The sequence below is a fragment of the Chitinophaga oryzae genome, assembly GCF_012516375.2.
Taxonomy (GTDB): Bacteria; Bacteroidota; Bacteroidia; order Chitinophagales; family Chitinophagaceae; genus Chitinophaga; species Chitinophaga oryzae.
This window is the reverse complement of sequence record NZ_CP051204.2, coordinates 2684007-2698815: the sequence shown is the minus strand read 5'-3', so window position 1 is coordinate 2698815 and position 14809 is coordinate 2684007. Positions and strand designations below refer to the sequence as shown.

Genomic DNA, 14809 nt, shown 5'->3' with positions numbered 1-14809 from the left:
TGGTGTTGTTGGCTTCGTCTGTACTCCGCTTACCAGGCACGCTGACTAATGACTATATGCTATAAAAAAACGTCTGTATCTCTCCTCTTATTGCAGCTGCGCAAACGTCCTGATAATAGATGGGGCAAAAAGAAAAAGGTTTAACGGCAGCAAAGAAAAATCCGGTAACCGGGCAACGCCGGATACCGGATTCAAATAACATGTATGTCAAACAATTACGCTGTAACGGGTTTCAGTATGGTTACCCCCAATGGCGGGATACGGAGCGACAGGGTATATTCGCGGCCATTGTAAAATTGTTTTGCCGCCTGCAGCGGACCGGTATTTATCACCCCGCTTCCATAATACCGGGGATGATCACTGTTTAACACCTCTTCCCATACGCCTCCCAGCGGGATGCCCACCGGGTACTGCTCACGGGGCACCGGCGTCATATTCAGCACCACCAGCATTACATCGCCCGCCGCTTTGCCTTTACGCAGGTAGGCCAGCACACAATTGTCATAATCGTTGACGATCATCCATTCAAAGCCCTCTCCTTCAAACTGTTGCTCGTACAAAGCAGTAGACTCGCGGTACAACCGGTTAATGTCTTTTACGAAATCCTGTATCCCCTTATGGGTAGCGTGTTTTAATAGGTGCCAGTCCAGCTCCCGTTTGTAATTCCATTCGGAAGTCTGCCCCAGCTCGCCCCCCATAAACAGCAACTTAGTGCCGGGATGAGTATACATATAACCGTACAACAGGCGCAGGTTGGCGCATTTCTGCCAGTCGTCGCCCGGCATCTTGTACAGCAAAGGAGATTTACCATGCACGACCTCGTCATGGCTCAACGGCAGCATATAGTTCTCGCTGAAAGCATATACAAGGCTAAAAGTCAAATCGTTCTGGTACCATTTACGGTGAATGGGATCTTTTTGGAAATAATCCAGCGTATCATTCATCCAGCCCATCATCCACTTCATGCCGAAACCCAGTCCTCCCATAAAGGTAGGCCTGGACACGCCATAATGATTGGTGGAGTCTTCGGCAATGGTCTGTACATCGGGGAACAGCGCATACACTGTTTCATTCAGCTTTTTTAGGAAACTGATGGCTTCCAGGTTTTCATTGCCGCCCAGTTCGTTGGGTTCCCAGGCGCCGCGCTCCCGGGAATAATCCAGGTGTATCATGGAGGCCACGGCATCTACCCGCAGGCCGTCGATATGGAATTTGTCCAGCCAGTAAATAGCATTGCTGAGCAGAAACGACCGCACTTCATTGCGGGAATAATTGAAAATATAGCTGTTCCAGTCAGGATGGTACCCTTTGCGCATATCGGCGTATTCGTACACATGTGAACCGTCGAACCGGTACAGACCATGCGCGTCATGCGGAAAATGGGAAGGCACCCAGTCGAGTATCACGCCGATGCCGGCTGCGTGAAAGGCTTCCACCATGGCCATAAAATCCTGCGGCGTGCCGTAGCGGGATGTGGCGGCGAAGTAACCGGTCAGCTGGTACCCCCAGGAGCCGTCAAACGGGTGTTCCATTACCGGCATCAGTTCCACATGCGTGAAGCCCATTTCTTTCACATAGGGCACCAGCATAGCGGCAATTTCTCCGTAGGAGTAAACGCTTTTTTCGTCGTTGGGGTCTGGCCTGCGCCAGGAGCCGAGGTGCACTTCATACACGGAGAAAGGGCTGCTCAGGCTGTTATGTTTCTTCCTCTGCTGCATCCATTTTTTGTCGTGCCAGGTATGGTCCAGCGGATGCACCACGGAAGCTGTTTTAGGGCGTACCTCCCAACGGGTGGCAAAAGGATCTCCTTTAAAAAGCTCTTCTCCGCTGTTGGCACGGATAAAGTATTTGTACAGGCAGCCGGCTTCCACGCCCGGAATAAATCCTTCCCATATGCCGGAGCTGTCCCAGCGCGGCAAAAGGGTATGACTGTAATGGTCCCACTGGTTAAAATCACCCATGACGGCCACAAAGGCAGCGTCCGGAGCCCATACGGCAAAATAGGTGCCCTGTACGCCCTCATATTCGAGCGTATGTGCGCCAAATTTTTCGTATAGCCGGTAATGTGACCCTGCCTGGAACAGGGCAATATCTCCGGATGAAAAAAGCGAAAATGGTTCTACTGACTGCAAAGGGCGATTGATAACTCCGGTCATAGTAACGTGTGAATTGGGTGTCTGCATAAACAAGATAGTCTAAATTTGGCTATTTTGACATTTAGTCGTTTGGTTATTTGAGAATCAGGGAATTTCGAAATTTCGAAATTTTAAAATTTTGAAATTTAGGGATTTTTGGGAAGAGGAAGTCACCGGGGGTAAAAAAAGGCGCCCCGGGAGGCAACAAAATATTAAAATAACAAAATGAATTTGGGTATCTCAATATCCGGATGCGCAGGGCTGTCCTGATATCAAAATACCCAAATATTAGAAAGCTAAATCAGCTTAGTATTTACGTTTAAACGGAGGTTTACCGCCGCCGGAGTGTTCGCGTTTTTCGCCGGAACGGGGACCGCCAGGTGTCCAGGTCCTTTTGCGCGGACCGCCTTCGCCGCGGTTGCCACTGAAGCGGCCACCGCCACCGCCGCCACGTTTGTCGCCATCCTGCGACATTTCGATGCGTACAGCGCGACCGTTGTATTCCACTTTCTTAAAGCTCTGGGTCACTTTTTCCAGCTCGTCATTTTCCACTTCAAAGAACGAGTAAACACCTTTCAGATCGATACGGCCGATTTTGTTGCCACGTACGCCGGTGTTGTCGCACAGGTAACGGAGCATGTCGCCGCGGTTGAAATCGTCCACAGAGCCGAGGTTGATGAACAGGCGGGTGTATTTGCCACTGCCACGGCTGCCACGGCTGTCGTCACCGAAGCGTTTGTCATCTTTCGTGTTCAGGTCCGGAGCATCCTGGTAGTATTCCAGGAACTGGTTGAACTCGAGGGACGCAAAACGTTTGATCAGCTCTTCCTTCGTCATGGAGGAGAACTCTTCGTATATACGTTCCAGGTACGGTTCGATCTGTTCTTCGTTGACAGTAACGTTGTGTACTTTATGTACGAGGCCGAACAGTTGTTTTTCGCAAACGGCGAACCCGTCGGGCACTTCTGCTTTCACGAATTTTTTGCCGATCACTCTTTCGATCTGGCGGATTTTTCCGGTGTCACGGCCGCCGATAATGGCGATGGAGACACCGGATTTACCGGCACGGCCGGTACGGCCGCTACGGTGGGTGTAGTTTTCCACGTCATCCGGCAGGTCGTAGTTGATCACGTGGGTCACATTGTCCACGTCGATACCACGGGCGGCTACGTCGGTAGCTACCAGTACCTGCAGGGCTTTTTCACGGAAACGTTTCATCACCTTGTCGCGCTGCTGCTGGGTCAGATCGCCGTGCAGGGCGTCGGCATTGTAACCGTCCTTGATCAGGGATTCAGCGATCTCCTGGGATTCAATTTTGGTACGGGTGAAGATGATGCCGAAGATATCGGGGTTATAGTCCACGATACGTTTCAGGGCAGCATATTTATCGCGTGGGCGTACCACGTAATATTCGTGCTCGATGTTGGCGTTACCGCTGTTTTTAGTGCCCACGGTGAGCTCAAACGGATCTTCCATGTACTTTTTCGCTATACGGCGCACTTCCTGTGGCATCGTAGCGGAAAACAGCCAGGTAGTTTTGGATTCCGGGGTGTTGGACAGGATGTTGTTGATGTCTTCCTGGAATCCCATGTTCAGCATCTCATCAGCTTCGTCCAGTACGGCATAACGCACATTGTCGAAGTTAATGGCGCCGCGTTCGATGATATCCAGCAAACGGCCGGGAGTGGCCACCACGATGTGTACGCCTCTCTTCAGTTCACGCAGCTGCTGCACGATGCTGGAACCGCCATATACCGCTACAATGTTTACTTCGCCGAGGTATTTGCTGAAATTCTTGAGGTCGTTGGTGATCTGCAGACACAGTTCACGCGTGGGGCAGAGGATCAGTCCTTGTGGTTTGTTGATTTTCAGGTCCAGTTGCTGCAGCAAGGGTAAGCCAAAGGCAGCAGTTTTACCGGTGCCCGTCTGGGCCAGTCCCACAAAATCGCGGTCTCCACTTAAAAGAACGGGAATAGCCTGTTCCTGGATCGGTGTTGGGGAAACGAAACCCAGGTCCGTAATTCCCTTCAAAATAGGCTCTTGTAAGCCCAGTGATTCAAATGTTGTCATTGATTTGCATTAATCGGGCTCCGTCGGGAGCCATGTAAGGCCCTTCGCCTGCGGGCGGCGGGCTGTTGAAATATTTTCTATACCAGTTCACCTTCAAGGTCGTAATCAAACGCCTTAGTGATACGTACATTCACAAATTCGCCGGGTTTCAGGCGTTTGGTGGTATTGATGATCACCTCATTGTCCACTTCCACAGAGTCGAACTCCGTGCGGGCCAGATATCTGCCGGCCTCTTTTTTGTCAACGATGACTTTCAATACTTTTCCTACCCTTTCCTGGTTTTTCTCCAGGGAGATTTCCTGCTGTACTTCCATGATCTCCTGTGCTCTCCGCTCTTTCTCTTCAGCAGGGATGTTGTCTTCCAGCTCGTAGGCGCTGGTACCCTCTTCATGACTGTAGGTAAATACACCCACTCTGTCAAAACGCATTCTTTCGAGGAAACCTTTCAGTTCTTCCACGTCGTCTTCCGTTTCACCGGGGAAACCGGCGATCAGGGTAGTACGCAGACAGATACCGGGCACTTTGGCGCGGATCTGGTGGACCAGTTCTTCGATTTCTTCCCGGGTGATCTGGCGTTTCATGGCTTTGAGCATAGCGTTGGAAGCATGCTGCAAAGGCATATCGAGGTAGTTGCAGATGTTGGGGAACTCGTTCATGACGTCGAGCACTTCCATCGGGAACTTAGTCGGATAAGCATAGTGAAGGCGTATCCATTCCAGGCCTTCCACGCCGGCCAGTGCGCGCATCAGGTCAGCCAGACGGCGCTGTTTGTACAGGTCCAGGCCATAATAGGTCAGCTCCTGTGCAATCAGCATAATTTCCTTCACACCGGAACGGACCAGTTTCTCCGCTTCTTTCACCAGTTCCTCTATAGGACGGGATACGTGACCACCGCGCATCAGCGGAATGGCACAGAAAGAGCAGGTACGGTTGCAACCTTCTGCAATCTTCAGGTAAGCATAGTGGGAAGGAGTGCTCAGCAAACGTTCGCCGATCAGTTCTGATTTGTAATCCGCATCGAATTTCTTCAGCAGCAACGGCAGTTCCATGGTGCCAAACCAGGCGTCCACGCCGCCAATCTCCGATTCCAGGTCGCCCCGGTAACGCTCACTCAGACAGCCGGTCACATATACTTTGTCCAGCTTTCCGCGTTGCTTCAGTTCTACCTGTTCCAGGATGGTATTGATGGATTCTTCTTTGGCTTTGTCAATAAATCCGCAGGTATTCACGACCACGATATTATGATCGCGTTTGGTGCTTTCATGCACCACATCGATCTCATTGGCCAGCAGTTGCCCGCTCAGCACTTCTGAGTCAACCATGTTCTTCGAACAACCAAGCGTAATAATGTTAACCTTGTCTTTCTTTAAAGTTTTCGTCTTCAAGGGCGAATGTTTTAGAGCCTGTGGCCGCTTTTTACCGGCCAGCTACCGCCACGAAGACACACAGACACTAATTGTATAAAACAGCAGACTTACTGTACGTGACTTTGAGCCTTAGTGGGGGTTGAGTAAGGAAGTTGCAAAGGTACGGAAAATATTTGGTTATTTGGCTATTTGGCTATTTGAATATTGGATTTACGGATTTTGGATGCTGATTTACGGATTTTGGAATTTTTTGATTTTGGGATATCGGGGAGATTGTCGTTATTATAATAAGTTTTTAAAAATCGACCTTGATTTTCAATCTCCCGGAAATCCCAAAATCAAAAAATTTCAAAATCCGCAAATAAAAATAACCAAATATTAAAATGTTTAAATAGCTAAATGAGAAAGCGTTTTATCAGCACGCTGGCGGGCCAGTTCCCGCTTCTTATGATACCACCACTGCGGGGCCAGTTTAATCAGCAGGTTGTTGATGCCGCGCAGCCCTACAATATGATACAGCCCGTTGAGCTTGCCGGTCAGCGAAGCGTCCAATGCCCGGAGGCTCATGGCGAAACCGCCGTCCATATACTCCATATGATGCCAGTAGCCACCCGGCATGAAGAGCGTATCTCCATGGTTCAGGATGGCCGTCAGCCCCCTGGCGTGGGCCAGGGCCGGGTAATGTTCTTCATCCAGTTTTTCATGCCAGTTGACAAAAGAGGCGGCGCTCTCTACGGTAAAAGGCATGCGGTAAATGTAGGGCGATTGTTTGTTCTCCAGCAGCAATACCCTTTTGCGGCCGATGAACTGGGTATGGAAGATGTGTGACATGTCGATGTCGTAGTGCATATGCGCCACTGATCCGGCGCCACCGACAAACAACATAGGGTATTTTTTCAGGAAACCTTTAGCGTACTGATCGGGCCAAACAACATCCTGTACGAGTTGGGGAGCATGTTGGAAAATATTGAACAGGAATATCCGCAGTTGTACCGGGCCCTTTTTTACCATATCAATATATTCTCCGAAAGTAATGTAATCGTCTGCTCCGTTTACCAGGGTATTGGCGCCGGCACGCTCGTTATTGTAAACGCCCACCTTCTTGTCCCCGACAATACTCTTAAAGTAGTCCCAGGTCCATTTGGTATAGGCCGGCGATTGTTTACTCAGCCCTGCTGCTGAGATCACTACAGGTTTACGGGGTAAATAATAATTTTTGCGAAACTCCTCAGGTGTGATGTCGTCAACTCGGTCTATGTTGTTTATGATCATAACTACGAATTGTTAAGTAGGATTACAAAAAAATACTATAATTCAAATGTAACAAATGCAGATTTATAAACGGACAAATTGTAAAGAGCGAAAACGTGGCCAAAAAATAAATATCCGGGCATAACAATCAGCCCGGATATATATTTACCTAAAGTAAAATGCTAAGTGGGCTTGATTCTATATTCAAAACAGCACACACAAAACTATTATAATCAATCATTTAGACTAAAGAGTGTTTCTACAAACGCTTCTTTATCAAAGACTTGTAAATCTTCCATTTTTTCCCCGATACCGATATATTTTACCGGGATTTTAAATTGGTTGGCGATGGCCAGTACGACCCCGCCTTTTGCCGTACCATCCAGTTTGGTGATGGCCAGGGCGGTCACTTCAGTGGCCGCGGTGAACTGGCGGGCCTGTTCCACGGCATTCTGCCCGGTAGATCCATCGAGCACCAGCAGTACTTCATGGGGAGCGTCGGGAATAACTTTCTTCATCACGCGTTTAATCTTCCCCAATTCCTCCATCAGGTGGGCCTTGTTATGCAAACGGCCGGCGGTGTCCACGATGATCACGTCTACCTCGCGGGCGGCGCCGCTTTGTACAGTGTCGAAAGCGACTGCCCCGGGATCTGAACCCATTTGTTGTTTCACGATAGGCACATCTGCGCGTTCGCTCCAGATGGTCAGCTGGTCCACCGCCGCAGCACGGAAGGTATCGGCAGCGCCCAGGAGGACGGATTTGCCGGCTTTCTTAAAATTGTAGGCCAGCTTACCGATGGTCGTCGTTTTCCCTACCCCGTTGACGCCTACCACCATGATCACATAGGGCTTTTTACCGGCGGGCACATCAAATTCGCGGAAACCGCTATCGGGCGCATCCACGAGAATGGCTGCAATTTCTTCCTTGAGTATTCTATTTAACTCGCTGGTTCCCAGGTACTTGTCTTTAGACACCCGTTGCTCGATCCTGTCAATGATTTTAACCGTTGTATCAACGCCCACATCGGCAGAAACCAAGGCTTCTTCCAGGTTGTCCAGCACTTCGGTGTCTACGGTCGACTTACCGGCGATGGCGCGTCCTATCTTACTGAGAAAGCTTTCTTTGGTTTTCTGTAATCCCTGATCAAGGCTTTCCTTCTTCTCCCTGGAAAATAGTTTATTGAAAAAGCTCATAGTTTAGTTTAATTGGGCTGGGACCGCGGGTCCCTTTATCTGCATTATCCGGGTGCTGGCAGGCAGCATTCGAACTGTTCCAAACAGGCTGCTAAAATACAGCTTTTGTGTTAACAATCGCACCCAGGGGTATAAAGAGACAATCTTATGGTAATAATGAGGGCTGGACTGCCTACAACACAAAAAGCTGTCCTTTATCGGGACAGCTTTCAGTATTATTAGTAAAGCCGAATTACTTTTGATTAATGTGCTCCTGAACTTTGTCTTTGTGCACAATTGCTTCTTTGAAAGTATATGCACCGGTTTTAGGAGAACGTACTGCTCTGATTACCTTAGTCCACACTTTAGATTCAGCTGCTGCCTTAGCATCTTTTACTTTCGCGTTCTTTGAAGCTGCTTTTGCCATTGTATTGATTGTTTTTATGGTCTGATGGCGCTATGGCTATCCAGAACAGCCATTCACCATTTAACAATTACTTATTTAATTTCTTTGTGTACAGTCACTTTCCTCAGAATAGGATTGTACTTTTTCAACTCCAGACGCTCAGGAGTGTTCTTCTTGTTCTTGTTGGAGATATAACGGGAAGTTCCGGGCTGACCAGAGTTTTTGTGCTCTGTGCATTCCAGAATTACCTGTACTCTGTTACCTTTTTTTGCCATTGTGTATACAAATTAAGTGAGTCCTTAGAATTAGATTTCCGTACCAGCTGCACGCAATTCTTTGACTACTGCATACAAACCTCTTTTGTTGATGGTTCTTAAACCGTCAGCAGACACCTTTAAAGATATCCATTTGTCTTCTTCCGCGAGGAAAAAGCGCTTTTTCTGCAGGTTAGGCAGAAACCTTCTCTTTGTCTTAATGTTGGAGAAGGAAACATGGTGACCTGTAATCGGCTTCTTTCCTGTCACCTGACATACTCTTGCCATGATTTAAAAAATTTAGGAATGCAAAAGTCAAACTTTTTTGTCGATTTTGCAAATATTATTAGATGAATTTATTCACAATCCGTCTAAATCCGTGTAATCCCAGGTGTCCACTTAAAAAATAAACACAGTGCAAACTATTGATAATCAATGGCTGCAGGACGAATTTACATCTGTCCGGACGAGGTCATTATTTTTTATATAAATTTTATAACAATACGACCAGGCTGCGCAGTACGGCGCCAAGGCGAACGGCTTCCAGTACCCGGAGCTGTTCTGTACCCTGTTTCAGTACGGCTTCTTCGTGCGAAGTTACGCACATTTCGCATCCGTTGAGCGCAGATACCACCAAACTCAACAGTTCAAAAAACTCTTTGCCGATCACCGGGTTGGCCATAATGCTCATCCGGATACCTGCGGGCGTAGCGGTATAGAATTCCTTGTTCACGAAGTGGCGGAAACGGTAATACACGTTATTGGCGCTCATCAGGGAAGTACAGCTGATCACTTCGGCGATTTCCTTTTCGGTAGCGCCTTCTGCGGTGGCCATTTTTTCGAAGGAGGCCTGCAGCGCGGGCTGTTTATCATTCACCGCCACTGCCACCCCGATCAGGTAAGCTTCTTTTTTGGTCAGCGTGCCCGCATTCAAAGCGTTGGTCACGTTTATCTTCAGATCTTTCAGGTAACGCGCGTCGGCATTCACCAGCGCCTGCAGGCTCGCGGAAGGCGCGGTGCCTGCCAGTCCCACTGCTTCCAGCAGCTGTACGGCGGTATCCTGATTGGTTGTTGCAAACATAATTTTCTCCTTCTATTTAAAACAAAGCAGCAAAGATCTCTTTGCTGCTTTGCGTATCTTATAAAAATAAAATTAAGCGGTCAGCGTAGCTTCGCCTTTGTTCCAGTTGCAAGGGCACAGCTCATCTGTCTGCAGTGCGTCCAGCACACGCAGTACTTCTTTCACGCTGCGGCCTACAGACAGGTCGTACAGGGATACCCAGCGTACAATACCCTGAGGGTCCACGATGTAAGTAGCACGGTAAGCCACTTTTTCGTTGGCTTCCAGGATACCCAGTTCATCAGCCAGGGATTTGGAAGTGTCAGCCAGCATCGGGAATTTCAGATCACGCAGATCTTCGTGGTCCCTTCTCCAGGCAGCGTGCACAAACTCGCTGTCGGTAGAGGCGCCGATCAGGATCGCATCGCGGTCAACGAAATCCTGGGCGTGCTTGTTGAACTCGGCGATTTCAGTAGGACAAACAAACGTAAAGTCTTTAGGCCACCAGAACATCACCATCCATTTGCCTGAAGCTTTCAGTTCGTCAGAAGACAGTTCATAAAATTCTTTGCCTTTTTCGATGGAAACAACGGCCGTTTTTTTGAATTCGGGAAACTCAGACCCTACGGATAAGATAACATTTTTCATATTCTATATCGATTTTTGATTTACAAACAGGCATTCTATCAAATTACCGGGCGCAAAGATCACTTTACATTCATTATTAGTCAAATAGATTTTTAAAATGTGACATTGAGTTTGTCTATATATGTTCCTTTTAGCAGCCTCTGGAAGGTCCACCGCAGGGATTCCCCTTATAATTAAAAAAATTTTCCGGGACTTAACATTTTAATGGGATTTATGTAACTTTTTGGCACGTTATTTAGTTATATAAGCAGAGATTTTTAAATTTAACAACAGCATGGAAATGAAAAAGAAATACGTACTACTGGTGATTATAACGATTGGACTAGCTTTGATTCCGTTTATCAAAAACAGCATCATCAAACAGGATGAATTTGACGCTACCAAAGATCTGTTCATCTAGTGTTTAGCCGGTCCCATTGTGCCGATCAAAACTGCCCCAGGCCGGGGTCAGGCCTCCATTTGCTGTTTGGTTCGTAATGCTGCCATATTGCACTCCCCACTTTCCTTAACAGTTCCCAAGCCTCGTTATCCCGGTCCCAACGCTCATCTGCGTTGTTTTTTGTAATGATGCAATACACATAGTCGCCGTGCGGCGCATTTACCAGGACCACCTCAGACCTGGACGCGTCCACCGCACCGTTTTTAGAGGCGGTACGGATATCCGGAGGCACCATCCGCAATCCTTCAGCATCCCAGAAATTACGGGTCAGGTTACGGTACATCCGTTCACTCGCCGCACGGCTCACCACTTCTCCTTTATAGATCTGCTCCATCAGCGTAGCCATCTCCCGCGGTGTCGTCTGCCCCCAGCCATATAATTTCCAGTCCCCTGCCCTGCCCGGCGTCCGGGAATTCACCCTTGTATGCACAAAACCATGGCCCTCCAGCCACGTATTGATCTGCGCCCCTCCCCCGGCCAGCGCCTGCAGCCACAGACTGGCGGTATTGTCGCTCATGGTCAGCATCAGCATCACCACCTTGTCCAGCGTTATCTGCTGACTGTCACGGAAAGCACCCAAAATATCTTCCCCGGGATACAAAAGGGAATCACGGTAGGTCAGCAACTGCCGGTATTGCAACGTCCCTTCCTGCAATTGATGGAACACGCCCACCTGTATGGCCATTTTGATCATACTGGCCGTAGGAAACACCGTATCCGCGTTGATAGCTACCGTCCTGCCGGTCTTCAGGTGGTGCACATACACGCCTGCCTGCCCGTGATGGGCGGCCAGCAGGGGCGCCAGCTTGTCATACAACTGCTTGTCTGTCCGTTGCGCAGTGACAGATTGAACGCACATCAGTAAGAGGAAAAAGAGGATCTTTTGCATGATTGAAATTACGACTTACGAATTACGAATTGAGGGCTGTTTTATGGGAGGTTTAGTTTGTAACCTTTCCATAAAACAGCCCTCAATTCGTAATTCGTAATTATCAGGTTACTTCATTGATCAGATCTGCAAAATTACGGACACCGATCATTTTGGCAGACGTATAGCCTTCGGCGTAGTCCACCCCTACCATTTTGCCGAGCATTTTGGCGCGGTAAACAACACTGTCGAAGAAACCGGCGCCGGAAATATACGTTTGCGGCTCGTTGTCTTTCTGTGTAAGGAACTGGGAGCTGAAAGCCTTGATGGCATCCAGTTTCCGCTCCATCACCGGGGTGATGTCCACGACAAAATCAGGCTCGTGATAGCGGTCCTGCAGGAAATGAAACACCTGCCTGGGGCGCCATGCCTGCTGTGCTATGCCATCCACCGTGGTTTCTATCTTCCGCAGCCCGGCGAGGAAACAGCTGTCGGCAATCAGTTTGCCCGCGCGGCCATGGTCCGGATGCCGGTCATCCATAGCGTTGGCCAGCACAATATCCGGCTGGTATTTACGGATGGCGGTGATGATCGCCATTTGTTCCATCGTATCGTTTCTGAAGAAGCCATCGGCCAGTCCGAGGTTTTCCCTTACCTCCAGTCCCATGATCTTCGCTGCTGCCTGTGCTTCCTGCTCACGCAGCGCCGGCGTGCCACGGGTACCCAACTCTCCGCGGGTAAGGTCAACAACGCCAACCTTCATGCCTTGCTGCGCGTGTATCATCAAAGTACCTGCACAACCCAGTTCCACATCGTCCGGGTGTACAGCGATTGCGAGTATATCCAGTTTCATGCTGTAAATAAATTGAGGTGCAAAGATGGGAAATAATTGGTTACCACATCACTTTTCGGTGCTGACGATCAGCACGCCGGCCTGCCGGTTTTTGATATGATACCGCTCTTCCAGCACCCTGGGAGACACAATCTCCAGCGATACAAAAGTCTTTTTGTCCAGCGTCATCAGCCGGGTTTCGTCCGTGGGGGTAACAGGATAGTCGTTGACAATGTACTGAAAGCTGCTGTCGCTGCCATACCGGCGCAACAGGCTGTCGTATGCCGGCGCCGCGGCGCTGAGCAGCCGGCGCACTCTTTTACGGGCAAAGGGTTTCGTTTCCACATATATCACGGCGTTGGCAGCCCGGCTGCCATATTTCTCAACTGCTTTCTGTCCTTTTACAATAGAGATCAGACCGATCTGGTCCGGAGAGAGATTTTCCATCAGGGCTGATGTCGCCTCCACGCTGTCTATCACATAGATCTCGCCTTCATGCTGGGCCAGCGCCCCCAACGAGGTTAACAACAGGCTGCATAACAATATCCGAGTTTTCTTCATACAGCTAAGATAGCCATATTAATTATAAGCGCGGTACCGCTGGTACATTTCCAGCTCCTGGACAATGACTTCAATATCGCGGTCTTCCTGCTTGTCATAATCGCTCTTCAGGTTACCGCCGAAAAAGAAAGCCACGGTTTGCCATACCCGGGCGTTAAAACCACCTTTGAGCTCTTTGATGATCTCATAGCAGTTTTGGCCGGTTTCGCGGTCAATCAGTTTCATGAGGACTTTACCCTGGTATACGGAGAGGTTTTGCAGTTTATCGCCGAACTGTTCCTTCATTTCCTTTTCCTTGGAAGCGAGGAAAGCCTTGCGCTCTTTTTTGGAAGACATGGCCGACAGGCGGCTGTTCACATCTTTCAGCAACCTTGCGGCCGTGCGGGCGTAAGGATAGGTCACATATACCGCGTTGCGCAAGCGGTTGTACCGTTCCTTTTCTTTTCGCAGGGCCCTGGGCATTTTATCCACCACATCAAAAATAGCCAGGGTAATCACCGGGATGGTATCGTTTCCGACCACGACCGCATGCAGGGCCACCGTATCCACGCCGTGCGGCGCCTGTGACTGCGCGCTGGCTTCCTGCCGGCAAAGGGAAATGCCCGTGATCAGGATGGCGGATAAAATGATTTTACGGCGGCAGTGCATACTATTTTTAACGGTGCTGATGGATAAATGTTACCACAAGTTAAAAAACATTTCAGATTAAATAACAACTAAAAAGGGCTTGAAAAAGCGGTCATCGCACGGGCTTCAACCTCAATACCGAATCGGCAAACTGGTTGATGGCATTGGCCACAGCGGGCAGATCATGGCCGGTCAGCCTGCTGCCCATCACATGCGCGCCTGCGCCCGGAATAGGGACCGCCGCCTTCAGATTGCCGGGCGTGCCCAGCTCCTGCTCCATTTTCAGAATAGCGGATACACGAACAGTCGGGTCCTGGTGTAATTCGTCTTTATAATAATACAGGTTCAGTACCGGCTGTTTTATTTTGCCGAAGGTAGCAGGCGTCATGGAAGTTTCCAGCAGGTTTTGCAGTTGCACTACGGCTTCGAGGCGGTATTTGTTGTTCCAGTACTGAGCTCTCACCGCATTGGTGTCTGAAGATTCCTTGTATTTACCGCCTTTCACCAGCCGCGCCAACTGCAGCCCCCACGGATCATTGGCCAGGAAAGCCAGATCGTCGTTGATGGCGATATTGGGCGACATATTGATCACGGCGTACACGTCCTGCGGGTAGGTGGCGGCCAGCTTCAGGGCCAGCGTACCTCCGGTGGAGGTGCCGATGAGGATCACCTTCCGTCCCAGCGCTTTTCCGATCTGCAGGGCTTCTTTGGCGTCTTCCCACAGCCCGTCGGCTGTCATGGTGAGCAAGGGCTCCGTGGTGTCAATGCCGTGGCCGTCCAGCCGGCTGAGGTAGAGGTTACAGCCGTAACGACGGGCAAAATCGTGGTGAATGGGATCTCCTTCTTCCTGGCTGGCAGAAAAGCCGTGCAGGTATACCACCGCGTAGGGCGTCGGCTGGGCGAGGGAATCGGCCCATATAATACGGGCTTCGTTATCAGGTTTCAACCGGTGACGGGCTTCCCTGTCATGAATATACCGCTCCAGCGCACGGCCATCGGAAGGCACCACCGGCAGCGTGAGGGAATACACCGGGGAGGCAGGATGCGGGCCGACAAGGAATACAACGGCCAGTACGGCGATGAGGACCAGGAATATGCGCAGCGATCGCTTCATAG

15 protein-coding genes are annotated in these 14809 nt (G+C 49.7%); all 15 read right to left on the bottom strand.

Features of this window, described 5'->3' with window-relative positions:
- Positions 1-215: 215 nt before the first annotated feature.
- The 15 genes from glgB to HF324_RS11285 all read right to left on the bottom strand — a co-directional run bounded on the left by glgB (position 216) and on the right by HF324_RS11285 (position 14807).
- Entirely contained in the window at positions 216-2156 is a 1941-nt protein-coding gene (gene glgB, locus HF324_RS11355) for a 1,4-alpha-glucan branching protein GlgB (RefSeq protein WP_220101299.1), read from the bottom strand.
- A gap of 285 nt (positions 2157-2441) precedes the next feature.
- Complete coding sequence (locus HF324_RS11350) at positions 2442-4205, bottom strand: DEAD/DEAH box helicase (RefSeq protein WP_168802569.1); 1764 nt, start codon at positions 4203-4205, stop codon at positions 2442-2444.
- Between the two features lie 77 nt (positions 4206-4282).
- Positions 4283-5590: a 30S ribosomal protein S12 methylthiotransferase RimO gene (gene rimO, locus HF324_RS11345; RefSeq protein ID WP_168802568.1), complete on the bottom strand. Its 1308-nt coding sequence runs from the start codon at positions 5588-5590 to the stop codon at positions 4283-4285.
- A 369-nt stretch (positions 5591-5959) separates the two neighbouring features.
- Positions 5960-6844: a cupin-like domain-containing protein gene (locus HF324_RS11340; protein ID WP_168802567.1), complete on the bottom strand. Its 885-nt coding sequence runs from the start codon at positions 6842-6844 to the stop codon at positions 5960-5962.
- A gap of 212 nt (positions 6845-7056) precedes the next feature.
- Positions 7057-8019: a signal recognition particle-docking protein FtsY gene (gene ftsY / locus HF324_RS11335; protein WP_168802566.1), complete on the bottom strand. Its 963-nt coding sequence runs from the start codon at positions 8017-8019 to the stop codon at positions 7057-7059.
- Between the two features lie 232 nt (positions 8020-8251).
- A complete protein-coding gene (locus HF324_RS11330; RefSeq protein WP_168802565.1) occupies positions 8252-8425 on the bottom strand; it encodes a DUF4295 domain-containing protein in 174 nt (57 codons plus the stop codon).
- 71 nt (positions 8426-8496) lie between these two features.
- Positions 8497-8679 (bottom strand): 50S ribosomal protein L33, encoded by a 183-nt coding sequence (gene rpmG / locus HF324_RS11325; protein ID WP_074238941.1) that lies wholly within the window; start codon positions 8677-8679, stop codon positions 8497-8499.
- A gap of 30 nt (positions 8680-8709) precedes the next feature.
- Complete coding sequence (rpmB, locus tag HF324_RS11320) at positions 8710-8946, bottom strand: 50S ribosomal protein L28 (RefSeq protein ID WP_078670880.1); 237 nt, start codon at positions 8944-8946, stop codon at positions 8710-8712.
- A gap of 205 nt (positions 8947-9151) precedes the next feature.
- Positions 9152-9739, bottom strand: a complete 588-nt coding sequence (locus tag HF324_RS11315) for a carboxymuconolactone decarboxylase family protein (protein WP_168802564.1) — start codon at positions 9737-9739, stop codon at positions 9152-9154.
- Between the two features lie 72 nt (positions 9740-9811).
- Positions 9812-10366, bottom strand: a complete 555-nt coding sequence (locus tag HF324_RS11310; protein ID WP_168802563.1) for a peroxiredoxin — start codon at positions 10364-10366, stop codon at positions 9812-9814.
- Between the two features lie 425 nt (positions 10367-10791).
- Positions 10792-11694 (bottom strand): serine hydrolase, encoded by a 903-nt coding sequence (locus HF324_RS11305; RefSeq protein ID WP_168802562.1) that lies wholly within the window; start codon positions 11692-11694, stop codon positions 10792-10794.
- A gap of 103 nt (positions 11695-11797) precedes the next feature.
- Positions 11798-12526: a bacillithiol biosynthesis deacetylase BshB1 gene (gene bshB1 / locus HF324_RS11300; protein WP_168859804.1), complete on the bottom strand. Its 729-nt coding sequence runs from the start codon at positions 12524-12526 to the stop codon at positions 11798-11800.
- A gap of 48 nt (positions 12527-12574) precedes the next feature.
- Positions 12575-13066: a hypothetical protein gene (locus HF324_RS11295; protein WP_168802560.1), complete on the bottom strand. Its 492-nt coding sequence runs from the start codon at positions 13064-13066 to the stop codon at positions 12575-12577.
- An 18-nt stretch (positions 13067-13084) separates the two neighbouring features.
- Positions 13085-13714, bottom strand: a complete 630-nt coding sequence (locus HF324_RS11290; protein WP_168802559.1) for a DUF4294 domain-containing protein — start codon at positions 13712-13714, stop codon at positions 13085-13087.
- Between the two features lie 91 nt (positions 13715-13805).
- Entirely contained in the window at positions 13806-14807 is a 1002-nt protein-coding gene (locus tag HF324_RS11285) for an alpha/beta hydrolase (protein WP_168859803.1), read from the bottom strand.
- Positions 14808-14809: the final 2 nt, after the last annotated feature.